Source organism: Cellulomonas wangsupingiae (genome assembly GCF_024508275.1).
GTDB classification, from domain to species: Bacteria; Actinomycetota; Actinomycetes; order Actinomycetales; family Cellulomonadaceae; genus Cellulomonas; species Cellulomonas wangsupingiae.
Genome location: NZ_CP101989.1, coordinates 3,283,773 through 3,301,448 on the forward strand (window position 1 = coordinate 3,283,773; position 17,676 = coordinate 3,301,448).

General features: G+C 74.8%; 14 protein-coding genes. 6 read left to right on the top strand and 8 right to left on the bottom strand.

The genetic code is table 11. The features are described 5' to 3' along the window. Positions 1–279: 279 nt before the first annotated feature. The 4 genes from NP075_RS15205 to NP075_RS15220 form a co-directional block, all read right to left on the bottom strand. Positions 280–1,665: a glycoside hydrolase family 6 protein gene (locus NP075_RS15205; protein WP_256791174.1), complete on the bottom strand. Its 1,386-nt coding sequence runs from the start codon at positions 1,663–1,665 to the stop codon at positions 280–282. Positions 1,666–1,875: 210 nt separating this feature from the next. After that, positions 1,876–2,931, bottom strand: coding sequence for a ribosome small subunit-dependent GTPase A (gene rsgA, locus NP075_RS15210; protein WP_227566586.1), 1,056 nt, complete (start codon positions 2,929–2,931; stop codon positions 1,876–1,878). A 71-nt stretch (positions 2,932–3,002) separates the two neighbouring features. Beyond that, a complete protein-coding gene (locus NP075_RS15215; RefSeq protein ID WP_227566585.1) occupies positions 3,003–3,830 on the bottom strand; it encodes a M15 family metallopeptidase in 828 nt (275 codons plus the stop codon). 34 nt (positions 3,831–3,864) lie between these two features. After that, positions 3,865–5,355, bottom strand: coding sequence for an RNB domain-containing ribonuclease (locus tag NP075_RS15220; RefSeq protein WP_227566584.1), 1,491 nt, complete (start codon positions 5,353–5,355; stop codon positions 3,865–3,867). A gap of 422 nt (positions 5,356–5,777) precedes the next feature. Between NP075_RS15220 and NP075_RS15225 the strand changes: the two genes are divergently transcribed. Both NP075_RS15225 and NP075_RS15230 read left to right on the top strand, forming a co-directional pair. After that, on the top strand, positions 5,778–6,332 hold the full coding sequence (locus tag NP075_RS15225; RefSeq protein WP_227566583.1) for an NADPH-dependent FMN reductase: 555 nt from the start codon (positions 5,778–5,780) through the stop codon (positions 6,330–6,332). Continuing rightward, the gene (locus tag NP075_RS15230; protein ID WP_227566582.1) at positions 6,329–6,868 is read left to right on the top strand and encodes a flavin reductase family protein; all 540 of its coding nucleotides are present in this window, start codon (positions 6,329–6,331) and stop codon (positions 6,866–6,868) included. Before NP075_RS15225 ends, NP075_RS15230 begins: the two co-directional genes overlap by 4 nt. Positions 6,869–6,965: 97 nt before the next feature. Here the strand turns inward: NP075_RS15230 and purL are convergent, their stop codons facing one another. Continuing rightward, the gene (gene purL / locus NP075_RS15235; RefSeq protein ID WP_227566581.1) at positions 6,966–9,365 is read right to left on the bottom strand and encodes a phosphoribosylformylglycinamidine synthase subunit PurL; all 2,400 of its coding nucleotides are present in this window, start codon (positions 9,363–9,365) and stop codon (positions 6,966–6,968) included. Positions 9,366–9,731: 366 nt separating this feature from the next. Then, a complete protein-coding gene (locus NP075_RS15240; RefSeq protein ID WP_227566580.1) occupies positions 9,732–10,445 on the bottom strand; it encodes a DUF2599 domain-containing protein in 714 nt (237 codons plus the stop codon). Between the two features lie 239 nt (positions 10,446–10,684). Here NP075_RS15240 and NP075_RS15245 point away from each other — a divergent pair, with 239 nt between their 5' ends. The 4 genes from NP075_RS15245 (at position 10,685) to NP075_RS15260 (ending at position 14,263) form a co-directional block, all read left to right on the top strand. Next, complete coding sequence (locus tag NP075_RS15245) at positions 10,685–10,855, top strand: heme biosynthesis protein HemY (protein ID WP_227566579.1); 171 nt, start codon at positions 10,685–10,687, stop codon at positions 10,853–10,855. Positions 10,856–11,156: 301 nt separating this feature from the next. Then, positions 11,157–13,496 carry a glycoside hydrolase family 16 protein gene (locus NP075_RS15250; protein ID WP_227566578.1) on the top strand — a complete coding sequence of 780 codons (2,340 nt, stop codon included), beginning with the start codon at positions 11,157–11,159 and terminating at the stop codon, positions 13,494–13,496. 142 nt (positions 13,497–13,638) lie between these two features. After that, positions 13,639–13,935, top strand: coding sequence for a nucleotidyltransferase family protein (locus tag NP075_RS15255; protein WP_227566577.1), 297 nt, complete (start codon positions 13,639–13,641; stop codon positions 13,933–13,935). Position 13,936: 1 nt separating this feature from the next. Beyond that, entirely contained in the window at positions 13,937–14,263 is a 327-nt protein-coding gene (locus NP075_RS15260) for a HepT-like ribonuclease domain-containing protein (protein WP_227566576.1), read from the top strand. 86 nt (positions 14,264–14,349) lie between these two features. Here the strand turns inward: NP075_RS15260 and NP075_RS15265 are convergent, their stop codons facing one another. After that, positions 14,350–15,645 (bottom strand): glycoside hydrolase 5 family protein, encoded by a 1,296-nt coding sequence (locus NP075_RS15265; protein WP_227566575.1) that lies wholly within the window; start codon positions 15,643–15,645, stop codon positions 14,350–14,352. Next, complete coding sequence (locus tag NP075_RS15270; RefSeq protein ID WP_227566574.1) at positions 15,642–17,672, bottom strand: beta-galactosidase; 2,031 nt, start codon at positions 17,670–17,672, stop codon at positions 15,642–15,644. Before NP075_RS15270 ends, NP075_RS15265 begins: the two co-directional genes overlap by 4 nt. Between the last annotated feature and the right edge of the window lie 4 nt (positions 17,673–17,676).

Below are 17,676 nucleotides of genomic sequence, written 5' to 3' on the forward strand. Positions count from 1 at the left end.
GCACCGGCCGACGGACGCCGACCCGCACCCCCCAGGGACGCGCCGTCACCGACGCCGTCCCCGGACGACCTCCTGATCACACCCGACCGCCACAGGCGGTGGCGAGCGGTCAGCGACCGCCTAATCGATTCGCGCCGTCCGGGACGCGACGAGGCCGCGGACACTCCCCCGTCCGGGGCGTCCGCGGCCTCGTCCCCGGTGCCTCACGGCGCATCGGCGCGCCGCCCGGCACCGGCGGGTGGACGCGCCGTCACCGACGCGCCACCGACCGGGTGCGTGTCACCACTTCGCGTTGCGCGCGAGCTCCAGTGCCATCGCCTGCCACCAGGCACCGGCGGTCGGGCCGCCGTTGCAGGTCCCGTCCGACTCGCCGGGCCGCTTGACCCACAGCAGCGCGTCGAGCCCGCTGCCGTCGTTCACCTTGGTGGGACGCTCGCCGAGTGCACGTCCGCTCGGGTTGCACCACTCGCTGCCGGTCGCACCGTTGCCGTTGCGGGAGGTGTCGATGACGAACGTCTTGCCACCGGTCAGCCGCGAGATCTCCTGGCCGTAGGCCTTGGCCTCCGCGGTCGTGCGGTAGTTGGAGACGTTGAGCGAGAAGCCGACGGCGTCGGTGAACCCGATCCGGTTGAGGCGGTTGGCCGCCTCGGAGGCCGAGAGCCACGCCGAGTTGCCGGCGTCGATGTAGACGCGCGCGCCCTTGGCGGTCAGCGACTTCGCCGCGTACTGCAGGAAGCCCACGCGGTCACCCTGGCCCTGGCAGTCGCCGAGCTGCGCGAGCGCGTCGGGCTCGAGGATCACCCACGGGTTGCCCTGGATGCCCGCCGCCACCGTGTCGATCCAGCGCGCGTACTCCGACGTCGAGACGCCACCGCCCGAATACGAGCCGCAGTCGCGGCCCGGGATCGCGTAGACCACGATCTGCGCCGTCTTGCCGGCGGCGCGGGCGCGGCCGGTGTAGTCGCGGACCTGCTCCTGGGTGACGGACGCCGTGGCCCAGTCACCGATCCACAGGGCCTGCGGCGTCAGCGCGATCTTCTCGAGCAGCGCCTTGTCCGTGCCGCTCGCCGCCTGCCACGCGGCGTACGCGGCCGTCTGGGGGTCGACGTAGAAGTCGCCGCTGGTCACCGGCGTGGGCGACGGGACGATGGTGGGGATCGGGCTCGGGCTGGTGCTCGGCCGGGGGCTCGCGCTGACGGACGGGGTGGGGCTGGACGTGGGGCCGGCGACGGAGCCCGTGCACGTCGTGCCGTTCAACGTGAACGACGTCGGCACACCGTTGCTGCCGCTCCACGACCCGTTGAACCCGACCTGCACCTTCGCGTTCGTCCCCAACGAGCCGTTCCACGGCACGTTCGTCACCGCCACCTGCGCACCGGACGACGACACCGTCCCGTTCCACAGCTGCTGGATCGACTGACCGCTGGGGAACGCCCAGCGCAGGTCCCAGGACGACAACGGGTCACCCAGGTTCGTCACGGTCACGGTGGCACCGAAGCCACCAGGCCACTGGCTGGTCACGGCGTAGTCGACGCGGCAGCCCGGGGCAGCCTGCGCCGCGGTGGACGTCAGCGCCGTGACACCGGCGGCCACGACCGCGCCGGCAGCCAGGGCCGCGAGCACCTTGCGCCCGGTGGCGAACGCCACCTTCGTGCGGGGGGACATGGACTCTCCTCGGGTCGGGTCGGCCAGGGCGCACCGGCCGACGGACGCCGACCCGCACCCCCAGGGACGCGCCGTCACCGACGCCGTCCCCGGACGACTGGCTGATCACACCCGAGTCCGAGCGGCCGTGGCGAGCGGACGGCGGCCCCTAAATCGTTTTGGTCCCGCGAGACCATCGCGAGGGCCGGACGCGGTCCCCCGCGCCGGCCGTCACGGTCGGGGTGCGCCCGGCCCTCGCAGTCCCCGGTGGTAGTCGCGCGTCACGCGCTTCCACCGCGCCCGCTCCGCGGCGGCGAGCCGCGCATCGGCGCGCCGCGCCTGGTAGGCGGCCTCGCGCGCGAGCTTGCGCCAGCTCGCCAGGCGTCGCTCCGGCAGGTCCCCGCTCTCGACCGCCTCCCGCACGGCGCACCCCGGCTCGGCCGCGTGTGCGCAGTCGACGAACCGGCACCGGGCCGCGAGCGCCGTGACGTCCGCGAAGGTCGCGTCGAGCGCGTCGGGCGCGGCGACCAGACCCACGCCGCGCACGCCCGGCGTGTCGACGAGCACCGCGCCGCCCGCGAGGGGCACGAGCTCACGGTGCGTCGTGGTGTGCCGGCCGCGCCCGTCCGCCCGGCTCGCGGCGGTCGCCATGACCTCGCGCCCCGCGAGCGCGTTGACGAGGCTCGACTTGCCGGCCCCGGACGGGCCGACCGCCACGAGCGCGACCCCCGGGGCCAGCAGCGCACGCACCGGGTCGAGGCCTGCGCCGTCGAGCACGCTGACCGCGTGCACGTCCACCCCGATCGCCACCTGCGCGACCTCCGCCGCCATGCCCTGCGGGTCGGGCACGAGGTCCGCCTTGGTGAGCACGACGACGGGCCGGGCACCCGAGCGCCAGGCGAGCGTGAGCAGGCGCTCGACCCGTCCGAGGTCCGGATCCGGGTCGAGGTGCTCGACGACGAGCACGACGTCGATGTTCGCCGCGACGACCTGCTCGAGGGACGTGCGTCCCGCCGAGTCGCGCACGACGGCGCTCCGCCGGTCGTGCAGGTGCACCGCGTGCCACGGGTCGCCCACGCGCACGTCCACGACGTCACCGACGGTCGGCGGGACGCGCGAGCCGTCGGGCAGCGGCAGGAGGCCGTCGCGCGGCAGCTCGGTGCGGTGCGCGGGCGCCCCCAGGTCGTCGTCGGGGACGACGAGCAGCGCACCACGGTCGGCCCGCACGACGCGGGCGCGCAGCAGCCCGCCGTCGTCGACGGGGGGTGGTGCGGCGGGCTCGGTCACCCGTCGACGGTAGGTCGGGCCCGCCGTCGGGAGCACGGCATTTTCGCCGGGCGCCGGGCGCCGCGGACGCGTCAGCCGGGGTACTCCGCTCCCCCCGCGACGCCGAGGGCCTCCTCGAGCGACCCGGTGCCCTGCTCGTGCATCCAGGCGGTCAGGTCACGGCCGACCCACCGCAGGTGCCAGCCCTCCGGGGCGTACCCCGTGACGGCCGTGTTCTGCTCGGTGTACCGCACGACGAACCCGAACTCCCAGCCGTGCTGCGCGAGCCACACGCCCTCGGCCGTGCGGGCGAAGCACGTCTGCAGGTTGCACGCCGGGTCGCTCCCGGAGTCGAAGTCGACGGCGAGACCCGTCTGGTGCTCCGAGAATCCCGGCCGGGCGGAGTAGCGCTCGGCGTGGGCGAAGCCGCGGCGCGCCTCGATCTCGGCGCGCGCACCGGCCTGCTCGACGTACGAGCGGTACCCGCTGCGCACGACGAGACGCACCCCCGCCTGCTGCGCGGCGTCGACCATGGCCGTCACGTCGGGTGCCGCCACCGCACGCACCCGCGCCCGGCCGACGTCCACGAGGTCCGCCGGCTCGTGGTCCTGCGCGATCGGGTGCTGCTTGTTGACGATCACCCACGGGCTCGCCGGGTCGCTCGTGGAGTGCTGCGCGAGGTCGAAAGCAGGCTCGGGTGCGGGCGCCGGCTCGGCCGCCGGGGTGGCGGACGGCTGCGCCAGGTGCGTCGGGGCGACGAGGGCCTCGTCCCACGGCACGACCTCGGTCAGGCCCTGGAACCGGGTGGCGTCGTTGCCGGCCAGCTCGATCCAGAGCCCTGTCGCCGCGCCTCCGACCCCCAGCACCCCGATGACGACGACGACGGCCAGCACGACGCTGCGCCACGGGCGGGGGGTCATGGACGCGATGGTAGGGCGAAAAGGGAGGAACCGGTCACCGGGCGACGAACGTCACCCGTCGGTGGACGACGGACACCTCGTCCAGCCGAGCGTCGAGCGCCTCCCCGAGGGGCAGCGCAGCCGGGCCGGCGCCGAGCACCGGGGCGACGACGGCCGGGTCCCGCAGCTGCAGCGCACCGCGCGCCCGCCCGTCGCGGGGCTCGTCGACGTCCACGACGACCCCCGTGAACGTCTCCCCGACGCGCGGCGCCAGGACGACCGCCTCCACGAGGTCGAGCGCCCCGCGGTCGAACGCGGCGACCCGGCGGCCGGTGCGGGCCATCGTGGCCGGCAGGCCGGGCAGCGCGTCGTGCACCCAGGCCGGCACGTCGTGCCCGCCGACGGCCGCGAGGCAGACCTCGGTGCCGTACCGGTCCACCAGGCGGCGCAGGGGTGCCGTGACGTGCGCGTACGGCGCCCGGATGGCCGCGTGCTCGGCGTCGTCACCGGTGGGCACGGGTGCGTCCACCGCCCCGAAGGACCGGTAGCCGGCACCACGGAACAGGGTCGTCGCCTCCCGCAGGAACGCCGCGTGCGGGCCGCGGCGGGAGTCGAGGCCCGCGAGCAGGTCCGGGTACGGCACGTCGTCGGGCCACGCGATGTCGAGCGCCGCCGCGGTGCGGCGCAGCCGCGCGACGTCACGCGGGTCGGCCGGCGGCAGGGTGCGCACCACGCCGACGCCGGCGTCGAGCATGAGCCGGGCGGCGACGATGCCGGTGAGCAGCGAGATCTGGGCGTTCCAGCCCTCCACCGGCAGCGTCGCGCGGAACCGCAGGTCGAACGTGCCGTCGTCGGCGCGCACGACCTCCTGCTCGGGGACGTCGAGGGACGCACCGCCGCGCTCCCGCTCGCGCGCCTCGCGCAGCCGGCCCACGGCCGCCAGCGCCTCGAGCAGGTCGTCGGCGGATCCCGCGTCGAGGCTCGCCTGGGCCTGCGCGTAGGACAGCTGGGCCCGGCTGCGGACCAGGGCCCGCTCGACGTGGACGTCCACGGGCTCGCCGTCGGCGTCGAGGTCGACGCGCCACAGCACGGCCGGTCGCACCTGGTCGGGCAGCAGGCTGGCGGCGCCCTCCGAGAGCACGGTCGGGTGCAGCGGGACGCGGCCGTCGGGGCTGTAGCAGGTCGCCCCGCGGCGGTGGGTCTCGGCGTCGAGCGGACCGCCCGGGGCGACGAACGCCGCGACGTCGGCGATCGCGTACTGCACGCGCCACCCGGTGTCGCGTCGTGCCACGTGCACGGCCTGGTCGAGGTCGGTCGACCCCTCGGGGTCGATCGTCACGAACGGCACGTCGGTGCGGTCGGCCCGTGTCCCGGGCAGGCGGGTGTCGTCGGGGCCGCGACGGGCCGCGGCGTCCGCCTCGGCGAGCGCGTCGTGGGGGTAGTCGACGGGGAGCTCGACCTCCGCCCGCAGGGCGTCGAGACCGTCGCGCACGGCGACCGTGGCGGCGTCGGAGGGGACGAGGAGACGAACGGGGCGGCCGGGCACGGGACGACTGTAGGCGCCGACGACGGCAACGGCGCAGGTGACCGGTGGTCACGTGGGCGGGACCGGCCGTACCGCCCCGCCGCCCGCGACCCGGACCGTCCGCGCACGCGCGCCGACAGCCCGCCACCTGCGGTCCCGTCTCACCAGGCAAGAAAGCAGATCGATCTTGTCGTCTTTTACCGGTGACGCGCCTAGCCTCCGAGAGGAGCACGCGCCCCGGGCCGCCCGCCCGGCCACCGACGGGAGACGCACGGTGAGCACCACCGCCCCGCCCGCCGCCGGCCGTCGATGTCCGCGTCGCGGGTCCGCGCCCGCCGCCCCGGCGCCCGCGTCCCGCCCCGCGGACCCCCGCCCCGTCGTGACACCGGCGGGCCGGTCCCGCGCGCCTCCGCCCGCCCACCCGCAGCACCCCGGAGAGACCCATGACCCGACCCGACACCGCACGCGTCGTCGCCCTCGTCGGCAACCCGCGCCCCGGCTCCCGCACCCTCGGCGCGGCCACCACGCTCGCCGCCACCCTCGCCGACCGCCTGGCGGGTGACGAGCCCACCGTCGTGGACGTCGCCGCACTCGCGCCCGCCCTGCACACGCACCCCCGCACCCCCGAGCTCGACGCCGCGCTCGCGGCCGTCGCGGGCGCCGACGTCCTCGTCGTCGCGACCCCCGTCCACAAGGCGTCCTTCACCGGCCTGCTGAAGTCGTTCCTCGACCTGTACGGCCCGGACGGGCTCGACGGCGTCACGGCCGTCCCGCTGGTCGTGTCGGCCGCCGCGGCGCACGCGCTCGTCGGCGAGGTGCACCTGCGGCCCGTGCTCGTCGAGCTCGGCGCGAGCGTGCCGACCCGCTCGCTGACGGTCCTGGACACCGAGCTCGCGGACCTCGCGCCCGCCGTGGACCGCTGGTGGGTGCGCGCCGAACGGCCCCTGCGCCGGGCCGTCGGCGCCCGCGCCGACGCACTGCTGGAGGCGGCCCGATGAGCACCAGCACCCACGACCTGCGTCACCTCGAGCGCGCGCTCGCCGAGCACGACGAGCCGGCGCTCACGCCCGAGCAGTACAAGCAGGTGTTCCGCCGGCACGCCGCGGGCGTCGCCGTCGTCACGCTGCGCGACGAGGGACGCCCGGTGGGCTTCACGGCCACCTCCGTGATCTCGGTGTCCGCCGCGCCCCCGCTGCTCGCCTTCTCGCTGGCGTCCGGCTCGTCGTCGTGGCCCGCGCTGTCACGCGCGGCGACCGTCGCCGTCTCCTTCCTGGCCGAGGGCCAGGAGGACGTCTCGACCCGGTTCGCCACGTCCGGCGTCGACCGCTTCGCCGCGGGCGGCTGGACGGCCCTGCCCAGCGGCGAGCCGGTGATCGACGGCGCGCAGGCGTGGGTCCGGGGACGGGTCGTCCAGCGCACGCCCGTCGGCGACAGCTACCTGGTCTCGCTGCGGGCGCTCGCGCACGGCGTCACCGACGCGCACCCGCTCATCTACCGCGACCGCGTCTACCACCGCCTGACGCGCCCCGCCTGACCCGCGCGCCCCACCGCCCGCGAGAGGTCGATCCAGTCACGCGTCCGCGGGCTGGATCGACCTCTCGGGCGCCGGAGGCTCCCCCGGGCGGCGGGTGTCAGCCGAAGAGCCGCGGGAGCGTCGCCTCCCAGGTCGCACGGGCCTCCGTCAGCGGCAGGGTGAACATCCCGCGCACCTCGACGGCCGCCTCGTGGGTGTGGTCCGTGTCGTCGGCCGGAGTGCCGGCACCCGGCGTGCACGTCTCCGCCGTCTCGCCCAGGCGCAGCGCCGGGACGCCGCGCGCGGTGCACAGGTCGAGCAGCCGCACCTCCTCCGAGCGCGGCACCGCGACGATCGCCCGGGCCTGCGACTCGGAGAACAGCGCCTCGAACGGCGTCACGCCGTCGCGCTCGCAGAGCGCGTCGAGGCCGACCTGCACGCCGACGCCGTAGCGCAGGCTCGACTCGACGAGCGCGAGCGCGAGCCCGCCCTCGGACAGGTCGTGGGCGGCGTCGACCAGGTCGTCACGCGCGGCGGCGACGAGCACCTGCGCGAGCCGACGCTCGGCCTCGAGGTCGACCCGCGGCGGGACGCCACCGAGGTGGCCGTGCACGACGTCGGCCCACGCGGACCCGTCGAGCTCGGCGCGCGTCGTCCCGAGCAGGTAGACGGCCTGGCCCGGCGCGGTCCACCCGGAGGAGACCGCGTCGGCGACGTCGTCGAGCACGCCGAGGACGCCGACGACGGGCGTGGGGTGGATCGCCGAGTCGATCTGACCGGGCTCCCCCGTGCCGTTGTAGAGCGAGACGTTGCCGCCGGTGACCGGCACCTCGAGCGTCCGGCACGCGTCGGCCAGCCCGCGGATCGCCTCGACGAGCTGCCACATGGTGTCGGGGTGCTCGGGGCTGCCGAAGTTGAGGCAGTCCGTCACGGCCAGCGGCCGCGCGCCGACCGTGGCGACGTTGCGGTACGCCTCGGCGAGCGCGAGCTGCGCACCGGTGTACGGGTCGAGCTTGGTGTAGCGGCCGTTGGCGTCGGTGGCCAGCGCGACGCCCAGGCCCGTGGTCTCGTCGACGCGCACGACGCCCGAGTCGTCCGGCTGGGCGAGCGCGGTGTTGCCCTGGACGAAGCGGTCGTACTGGTCCGTGACCCACGCCGGCGAGGCCAGGTTGGGCGACGCGAGCAGCCGCAGCAGCGTGGCGCGCAGCTCCTCGCCGCCCTCCGGGCGCGCGTAGCGGGCCGCGCCCTCGGGGGTGCTGACGGAGTCCGCGACGAGCCCGTCCTGCCAGGCCGGACGCGCGTACGGGCGGTCGTAGACCGGGCCGTCGTGCGCGACGGTCTTCGGGTCGACGTCGACGATCCGCTGCCCGAAGTGGTCGATCGTCAGGCGACCGGTGCCGGTGACCTCGCCGATCACGGCCGTCTCGACGTCCCACTTCCCGGTGATCGCGAGGAAGGCGTCGAGCTTCTCGGGCCGGACCACGGCCATCATGCGCTCCTGCGACTCCGACATGAGGATCTCGCCGGCCGTCAGCGTCGGGTCGCGCAGCAGCACGTTCTCCAGGTCGACGTGCATGCCGCCGTCACCGTTGGACGCGAGCTCGCTCGTCGCGCAGGAGATGCCGGCCGCACCCAGGTCCTGGATGCCCTCGACCACGCGCGCCGCGTACAGCTCGAGGCAGCACTCGATGAGCACCTTCTCCATGAACGGGTCGCCGACCTGCACGGACGGGCGCTTGGACGGCTTGGTGTCGTCGAACGTCTCCGACGCGAGGATCGACGCCCCGCCGATGCCGTCGCCGCCGGTCCGCGCACCGAACAGGACGACCTTGTTGCCGACGCCCGAGGCGTTGGCCAGGTGGATGTCCTCGTGGCGCAGGACGCCGAGGCACAGCGCGTTGACCAGCGGGTTGCCCTGGTAGCAGGAGTCGAACACCAGCTCGCCGCCGATGTTCGGCAGGCCGAGGGAGTTGCCGTACCCGCCGACGCCCGCGACGACGCCGTGCACGACGCGCGCGGTGTCCGGGTGCGCGGGGTCTCCGAACCGCAGCTGGTCCATGACCGCCACGGGACGCGCACCCATCGAGATGATGTCGCGCACGATGCCGCCGACGCCTGTCGCCGCCCCCTGGTAGGGCTCGACGTACGACGGGTGGTTGTGCGACTCGACCTTGAAGGTCACGGCCCAGCCGTCACCGATGTCGACGACGCCCGCGTTCTCGCCGATGCCGACGAGCAGGTGCTCCTTCATCGCCGGCGTGGTCTTCTCGCCGAACTGCCGCAGGTGGGTCTTCGACGACTTGTACGAGCAGTGCTCGGACCACATGACCGAGTACATCGCGAGCTCGGCGGCGGTGGGACGCCGCCCGAGGATGTCGCGGATCCGCTGGTACTCGTCGGGCTTGAGCCCCAGCTCGGCGAACGGCTGCTCGACGTCCGGGGTGGCCGCGGCGTGCTCGACGGTGTCGGACGTGTGCGGGGCGGACGGGACGTCGGGGCGCGCAGGTGCGGTGGTCATCGGTTCCCTCGGTGGAGGCCGGGTCCGCAGGGGCGCTCGCCCGCGCAGGTCCCGCGCCGCAGTCGGCAGACGCAGGCCAGCGTACCGGCGCGCGCCCGCCCGCCGGGGCGGTGTCCGCGCCCGGTCGCCCCGGCTTCGGCCATGGACCTGGTGGGCGAGCCCGGTGCGACTGGATTGCTCTCTCACGCCCGGGGGTGGACTGGATTGCTCTGTCACGCCCGGGGGTGGACTGGATTGCTCTGTCACCCGGGTCCGGGCCACCGGGGGGCCAGCACCCCCATGCCGTGAGAGAGCAATCCAGTCGTGCCGTGAGAGAGCAGTCCAGTCGTGCCGTGAGAGAGCAATCCAGTACGTGGGGCGGGCGGGTCAGAGGTCGTCGTCGGTGGGGTTGCAGCGGGTCGTGAGCATGGTCGCCGTGCCCACCTCCGGGCGCCACGGCTCGAGGTTCCACGACGCCTTGTCGCGCGCCCCGAGGACGTGGCACCACAGCTGCGCCTGCATCGACGGCGACGCGGCCTCCGGCTCGGCGACGGCGAGCCGGGACGCGAGCGCCTGCTGTGCGGCCAGGCTGCCGGTGCGCACCCACGGGGCCGGGACGACGGCGAGCGACCGACCACCCTCGGCCTCGCCCCACGTCGCGTTCTCCAGCGGCACGGTCCCGACGACGAACGACGCCGACCCCGTCGGCCCGTCGAGCGCGACCACGTCGCCCTCGGGACGCCACGCGCCCCGGGTCCCGTCGGCCGCGACGGGGGCCGCGAGCGCGGCGACGACCGTGCCGGCCTCGTCGTGCAGGGTCAGCGACCCGTCGGTCTGCACCTCGACGCGGCCGCCGGGCGGTGGCGCCACCCAGCCAAGGGTGCCGGGAGGCGCCTGCGCGGTCGCCAGGATGGAGCCGTCGCCCTGGTCGACGACCTGCAGCCCGCCGCCGTCGGCGGGCAGCAGCGACCCGGCGTCGTGGCCGAGCCGCGCGGCGTCGGCGAGGGGCGCCCCGTCCTGCAGGACCGTCCCGGCGTCCGGGACCACCGGGCCTGCACCGGCGGACGAGCCGGCGGACGAGGGCGGCGGCGTGGTCACCACCGGCGTCGACGGTCCCGCCGGCGCATCGGCGATTGCGCCGCACGCGGCTGCGAGGGCGGTCACCACGGCCACGACGACGCACACGGTCGCGGCACGCGACGCGACAGCACCCCGTCCCGCCCGACCCCGACCCACCGCGCGCGCACCCACGCCGCGACCGTACCGCCGTGCGGCCCGGTGACCGTGGACACGGCGTCCGCCGGGTGGCAGATTGCGTGCACCCGACGAAGGGACACGCGATGTCGAGCACCGAGCCCGGACACCTGCCGGAGCCCGAGCCGCGGGACTTCCGCCGGCTCCCCGAGCCGGTCGCGCTCGAGGACACGGTGACCAGCGTCGACGTGAGGCCCGTGCCGGACCCCGACGGCGGCCGAGACCCCGACCACGAGTGGATGCTGCGGCACGCCTGAGCCCCACCGCTCCCCCGGACGCGCACCCGCCGCGTCCCGCCGTCCTCGCCGCCCGCGCAGCCGCGCTGCCCGCACGAGAGCCCGCGCACGGTCGGCGTCCCGCCGGGCGCGACGACCGGCATGCCCCGCCCACCGCTGCCCGCAGCCGCACACCAACGCTTCGACCCGTCGTTGACCCTCCACAGGTATAACGGTTAACCTGCCTGTCACGAGGTCGGCCCGCGCAACGTCGCGAGGGACCGACCGCGTTCCGCGACCCCCGATGGTCGATCTCCGCAACGACGCGAGAGGACACGCCACTGTGCGGCATTCACGCAAGCTGCTGGCTGCGCTCATCACCCCCACCGTCCTGGCCGGACTGCTGTTCGCGCCCCCGGCGACGGCCGACGACACCCCCACCGACCCCCTGCCCGACGCACCCGCCGACGTGGCGGGCGCCGTCACGTCCCTCCTGATGGACGAGGGCTTCGACGGCGACACCCTCGACGCGACCCGGTGGACCCGGGGCTGGTTCGGCAACGGCACCACGCCCACCGCGCCGGTCAACGCCGGGCAGGCCCAGTGCTACGACCCGGCGAACGCCACCCTCGAGGGCGGCGAGCTGCGCCTCGACCTCGAGCAGCGCACCGTGACGTGCGCCGGCGTCGAGCGCCGGTACGCGGGCGGGATGATCACCTCGTACGGCAAGTTCACGGTGCGGCCCGGCAGCTACCTCGAGGCCCGCGTGTTCCTGCCGGCCGGCGAGGCCGGGATCGCCAACGAGCCGACGGTCTGGATGCAGGGCCGCAGCCTCAGCTGGCCCAGCAACGGCACCGTCGTCGTCATGAAGGGCGAGCCCGCCGGCGCGTGCAGCGCCGTCACCCGGGCCGACGGGGCGACGCAGAAGCGGTGCGCCGACCTCCGGACCGACGCCTGGCACACCGTGGGCGCGCACTGGAAGGTCGACGGCACCGTCGACGTCTACTACGACGGGACGCTGCGCTCGAGCTTCGAGCTCGGGACCACCGACCCGATGTACCCCATCCTCAACGTCGCCGCCTGGCCGGGCCGCACGGTGGCCCCGAGCCGCTTCGCGGTGGACTACGTGCGCGCCTGGGACATGGTCCGCGAGGTCACGCCCGCCGCGCCGGTGCGCGAGGCCGCCGCGTGCGGCGTGGAGCCACGGATCAGCGTCCCGGACGTCGCGGGGGTCGCCTACCAGCAGGAGCGCGACGGGAACCAGGTGACGGTCACCGCGAGCGCCCTGCCCGGCCACACGCTGACCTCGGGGGCGCAGACGCGCTGGACGTTCGACGTCACCCCGCTCGCGTGCCCGCCCGGCGGCGGGGGCGACGACGAGAACCCGCTGCCGGTCGCGCCCGCCGACGTGGCGCAGCAGATGACGACCGTGCTGCTGAACGACAACTTCGACGGCGACGAGCTCGACCGGACGGTGTGGAACCGCGGCTGGGTCGACGGCGTCGACGGCGAGCTGACGACACCCGTCAACGTCAACACCGAGGTCCAGTGCTACGACCCCGCGAACATCGCGCTGGCCGACGGCACCCTGCAGCTGAACTACACGCAGCAGGCCACGGAGTGCTCCCGGCGGGGCGAGACCTTCAGCTACGACTACGCCGGCGCCATGATCCAGAGCTGGAAGAAGTTCGCGGTCGCCCCCGGCAGCTACGTCGAGGCACGCCTGCGGACCCAGGGGACGGGCACGCGGATCGCCAACTGGCCGGCGTTCTGGCTGAACGGCGAGAGCCACAACTGGCCGCACACCGGTGAGATCGACGTGATGGAGGGCCTGGCGGGCCGGGCGTGCGCGTCCGTGCACGGACCGGACATCAACGCGCGCAAGTGCCTCGACGTGACCGCCGACGCCTGGCACACGTACGGCGCGTTCTGGCGCACCGACGGCAACGTCGACTTCTACTACGACGGCGCGTACCTCGCGACGCACTACCTGGGGACGACGGACCGGCAGTACCTCATCCTCAACCTGGCGGCGTCGAACGCGCAGGCGCCGACGGTGCCGAGCACGCTGTCGGTCGACTACGTGCGGGCGTGGGACACGCTGACCCCCGCCCCGGCGCCGGACACCGTGCGCCCGGAGGCGACACTGGCCGCCCCGACGGCGGCGGGCCCGCTGCGCGCGGTGGAGCTGCACGTCGATGCGACGGACGACCGCGGGCTGGCCCGCGTCGTCGCGAACGTCTACCGGGACGGCGCGCTCGTGCGGAGCACGCAGACCGCGGTGGACGGGGCCACGTCCGCGTCGCACCGGGCCACGGTCGACCTGCCCGACGGGGAGTACACCGTCCGGTACAACGCGCACGACACCGGGGGCAACGTCTCGCGGACCGGCACGTTCGTGTTCCACGTCGACACGACGCCACCCACCGTCACGGTCAAGACGGGTGACGGCTTCACGGTGGGCAGCGAGGCCGGCTACGACAAGGTCAGCTTCAAGCTGCACGACGCGGGCAAGGTCGCGCGGCTCGAGCTCAACGGCACGATCAAGGACGTCGTCGACGACGCCTGGTCCGACCTCAACCACGTCGTGCCGGGGGCGTTCGGCGCTGTCACGGGGACGAACACCCTGGTCGTGCACGACGTCGCCGGGAACAGCAGCACCGTCACGTTCACGCTGCGCTGACGGCACGTGACGCCGGTCGGGGTGCGCCCCGGCCGGCGTCGCACGTCGCGACGGCAGGGGCGACCGGAGTCGCCTCGGCCGGCAGGGTGGGGTCGCGCGCACGGATCTGCCGCCGCGGCTGGCTGACGGCTAGCCTTTCGCCATGATCCACGTCGACGAGCGCCAGTACCGCGCGCTGGTCGACCTGTGCGCGAGATTCGGGTTCGCTAGGCTCGACGTCTTCGGGTCGGTAGCTCGTGGCGAGGAGCGCCCGGACTCCGACATCGACGTGCTCTACGACCTGCTCCCCGGGCGGCATGTGACCTGGGAGATCATCGATGCCGCCGAGGAGATGTCGCAGATCCTGGGACGTCCGGTGGACCTCGTCTCACGCAGGGCGGTGCACCCGCTGCTGCGGGAGCGGATCGAGACAGAGGCTCGGGCGCTCTATGCGGCCTGACGTGCTGTTCGTCGCCGAGATGATCGACGCCGCGACACGCATCGTCACGCTGAGCGCTGACCGTGACGCGCACGCCGTCGACCAGGACGCGACGGTGCGTGAGGCGCTGCTGTGGAACTTCACCGTCCTCGGAGAGGCGGCGAAGCAAGTCTCCCAGGAGACGCGGGAACGGCATCCCGATGTGCCGTGGCGCCGCGCCGCGGGACTGCGCAACCGGATCGTGCACGGGTACTGGTCGACCGACACCGACGTTCTCGTCTCGACGGCGCATGACGTGATCCCGGCTCTGCTGGTCCAGCTGACCACAGTCCAGGACTCGCTCGGCTGAGCCTGCCCGACCGGATAGATCAGCAACTTGTCGCCTCGGCCGCTTCGGAGGACCCGCCGGCCGTCCCGTGCCGCACCGCCCGTCTCTCAGTCGGTGACGAGCTCACTCACGCCCGCCGCGGCCGCCGTGACGGGTGCGGCGCCCTCGACCACGACCATCGGGTCCTCACCGGCGGCCACGAGCGCGAAGTAGCGGTCGGCGAAGTCCAGGTCCGGGACCTGCCCGGCCGGCACGACGAGGCGCGGGCGCTCGCCGTCGGGACGGTCGTCCCCGGCCTCACCCCGGCGGTACGCCGCGACGACCGCGGCGATCGCGGCCCCCATCGGCTTCACCTCGTTGTCCACCGTGAGCAGCCCCAGGTCGTACTCGAGCTCGTCGAAGCCGGCCAGGGCGCGGTCGATGTCGTGCGAGCACCACCAGGTGATGCCCCACGGGCGTGCGGCCAGCGCGTTGGTGAGGATCGAGGCGGCGAACGCGGGCAGGTCGGCCTCCGGGACCCACTGCGAGGAGACGCCGATCTCCTGCAGCCACACCGGGCGCTCCCGCGAGGTCCCGTACGCCCGCGCGAGCTCGACGAGGTACCGCGCGAGGTGGTGCGTGCCCACCCCGTCGACGCCGTAGCGCTCGAGCGCGCCGGTGAAGTAGACCCACGAGTGGACGGTGGAGACGGCGCCATCGGTCGCGAGCACGTCGCGGCTGAACGGGCCGTCGTCGTGCAGCCACGGCACGTGGTCCACGCCGACGCCGTGCAGGCCGCCGGGCATGACGAGGTCGCAGTGCCCGAGCATCGTCCGCACCCACGCGTCCCCCTGGGCCCGCGTGACGTCGTTGCCGACGAACGAGGCCATCGCGTTGGGCTCGTTGGCGACGTCGATCCCCAGCACGTTCGGCCGGTCCGCCACCGCCCCGGCCACGGCCGCGATCAGCGACCGCTCGGCCTCCAGCGCGTCGGCGTCGGTGAAGACGCTGACGGACTCCCCCTGCCACAGGGGACGGAAGTACGTCCCGGACATCCACCCGTTGAGGACGCACACCACGACGTCGAGCCCGCACCGCGCGGCGATGTCGGTCAGCTCCGCGAGCCGGGCCAGCATCACCGGGCTGACGAAGCTGCGGTTGGGCTGGAAGTACGGCCACAGGCACTGCACGCGCACGTGGTCCAGCCCCAGGGACGCGATGGCCTCGAGGTCGCGGCGCACGGAGTCGGCGTCCCAGTCGACCCAGCTGTACAGCCAGTCCTTCGACGGGATGTAGTTGACGCCGAACCTGCAGTCCGCGGCCACGGCGCTCTCCTCTCGGGTCACGCGCGTCACGTGCGCGTCCGTCGTCTCCTCGTGCCGACCGTCGCGCGGGTCCGCGGGCGGCGGGCTGGCGGCGCTCACCGTGGCGCCAGCTCGACGACGCGGACGTCCCGCGGGCCGACGAGCACGTCGGACGCGTCGGCGTCCGCCGGCGTCAGGCCGGCCAGCGCGACCGTCCGGGCCGCGTCGCCGTGGTTGAGCAGGTACAGCCGGTCGCCGCGCCGGACCGCCTCGATGCCGGGCGGCAGGCCCGGCACCGTCGGGTGCGCGCCCGCGTCGGCGGCGAGCGCGCCGGCCACGGTGAGCAGCGCCTCCTCGGCCAGCGAGAGGGCGACGTACGTCGCGCGGCCGGCGCCCCGGGGACGCGTGACGACCGCCGGGGACCCGGCCAGGTCGCCGTCGACGAACGCCGCGAGCGCGAGCGCCGCGTCGTTCCCGTCCGCCGCCAGCAGCTCGGTGCGCTCGACGAACCGCGCGTACTCCAGCTCGCCCCACTGCCACGACACCACGCGCCCCGCCTGTGGTGCGCCGACGGCGGTGGAGATCCTGGCCGCGGCCGGGACCGGCGGCGGTGCCTGCACGGGCAGCGGCCAGTGCTCGAGCACCCGCACCCCGAAGAGCTCGCTCAGCGGGCCCGGGTAGCCACCGGCGTGCACGCCCTGCGTGTCGTCGACGACGCCCGTGAGGTACGTCCCCACGACGTGCCCGCCCTGCTCGACGTACGCGGTGATCCGCTCAGCGGTGGCCTGCGAGACGAGGAAGTGGCTGGGCAGGACGAGCAGGCGGTAGCCGGACAGGTCGCTGTCGACGGACACGAAGTCCGTCGGGATGCCGAGCTCGAAGAAGGCGGCGTGCCACCGGCGCAGCTCGGCGTCCGGGGCGTCGTCGTCGGGCGTGTGCGCCGCGCGCCGCGCCCACTGGCTGTGCCAGTCGAGCAGGATCGCGACGTCGGCGTCGACGCGCTCGTCGGCGCCGACGTCCAGCGCCGCGAGCTCGCCGCCGAGGCGCACCACCTCCTGCCAGCGCGGGCCCGTCGCGCCGGCGTGGCCGACCATCGCGGAGTGAAAGGTCTCGGCCCCGCGGACCGACGCGCGCCACTGGAACTGGCAGACACCCTGCGCACCGCGCGCGACGGCCTGCCAGGACCACAGCCGGTACTGACCGGGCCGCTTGGGCGTGTTGACGTCCCGCCACTGCACGGCGCCGACCGCCTGCTCGAGCACGAGGAACGGCTTGCCCTCGCCCAGCGAGCGCATGAGGTCCAGGTGCAGGGCGTTGTCCTGCGCGCCGCGCGGGTCCGCCGGGTCGGGGTACGTGTCGTCGGTGACGAGGTCCTCGTCGCGCGCCCACGCCCAGTAGTCGAGGTCGGGGAACAGGCCCATGAAGTTCGTCATCACGGGGGCATCGGGGTTCACCGCCTTGATGAGGTCACGCTCGGCCCGGAACTGGGCGCGCAGCAGGTCGGAGCGGAACCGGTCCCAGTCGAGCACGTGCGCGGGGTTGTGCAGGTCCGACGTCGCACGGGGCGGGTGCACGTGCTCCCACCGGCTCAGCCGCAGGGACCAGAAGGCCGTCCCCCAGGCCGCGTTGAGCGCGTCCAGGTCGCCGTACCGGCGGCGCAGCCACGCGACGAACGCGCGGCCGCAGCGGTCGCACCGGCACGACTCCGGCCCGCCGTACTCGTTGCCGGAGTGCCACATGACGACGCGCGGGTCCCGCGCGTACCGCTCCGCGAGCACCGACGTCAGCCGCAGCGACGCCACCTGGTACGCCTCGGAGGTCGGGCAGTGGTGGCCCCTGGCGCCCCCTGCGCGCCGGCGACCCCACCTGTCGACCGACCCCAGCTCGTCGTCGACGTCCCCGAGCCACGCCGGGGTCGACGCGGTGGCGGTGGCCAGGTCGACGTCGATGCCGGCGTCCCCCAGGCGGTCGAGGAGGTCGTCGAGCCACGTGAACGTGTACTCCCCGGGACGCGGCTCGAGCTCCGCCCACGCGAAGACCCCGAGGGTGACCAGGTCGACCCCGGCCTCGGCCATGAGCCGCACGTCCTCCTCGATGGTCGCGGCGTCCCACTGCTCGGGGTTGTAGTCGCAGCCGTACCGGATCACGTCG

Coding starts and splice junctions, on each gene's coding strand:
- NP075_RS15205 (WP_256791174.1), bottom strand. CDS start 1,665: ATGTCCCCCCGCACGAAGGTGGCGTTCGCCACCGGGCGCAAGGTGCTC.
- NP075_RS15215 (WP_227566585.1), bottom strand. CDS start 3,830: ATGACCCCCCGCCCGTGGCGCAGCGTCGTGCTGGCCGTCGTCGTCGTC.
- NP075_RS15225 (WP_227566583.1), top strand. CDS start 5,778: ATGACCCGACCCGACACCGCACGCGTCGTCGCCCTCGTCGGCAACCCG.
- NP075_RS15230 (WP_227566582.1), top strand. CDS start 6,329: ATGAGCACCAGCACCCACGACCTGCGTCACCTCGAGCGCGCGCTCGCC.
- purL (WP_227566581.1), bottom strand. CDS start 9,365: ATGACCACCGCACCTGCGCGCCCCGACGTCCCGTCCGCCCCGCACACG.
- NP075_RS15245 (WP_227566579.1), top strand. CDS start 10,685: ATGTCGAGCACCGAGCCCGGACACCTGCCGGAGCCCGAGCCGCGGGAC.
- NP075_RS15255 (WP_227566577.1), top strand. CDS start 13,639: ATGATCCACGTCGACGAGCGCCAGTACCGCGCGCTGGTCGACCTGTGC.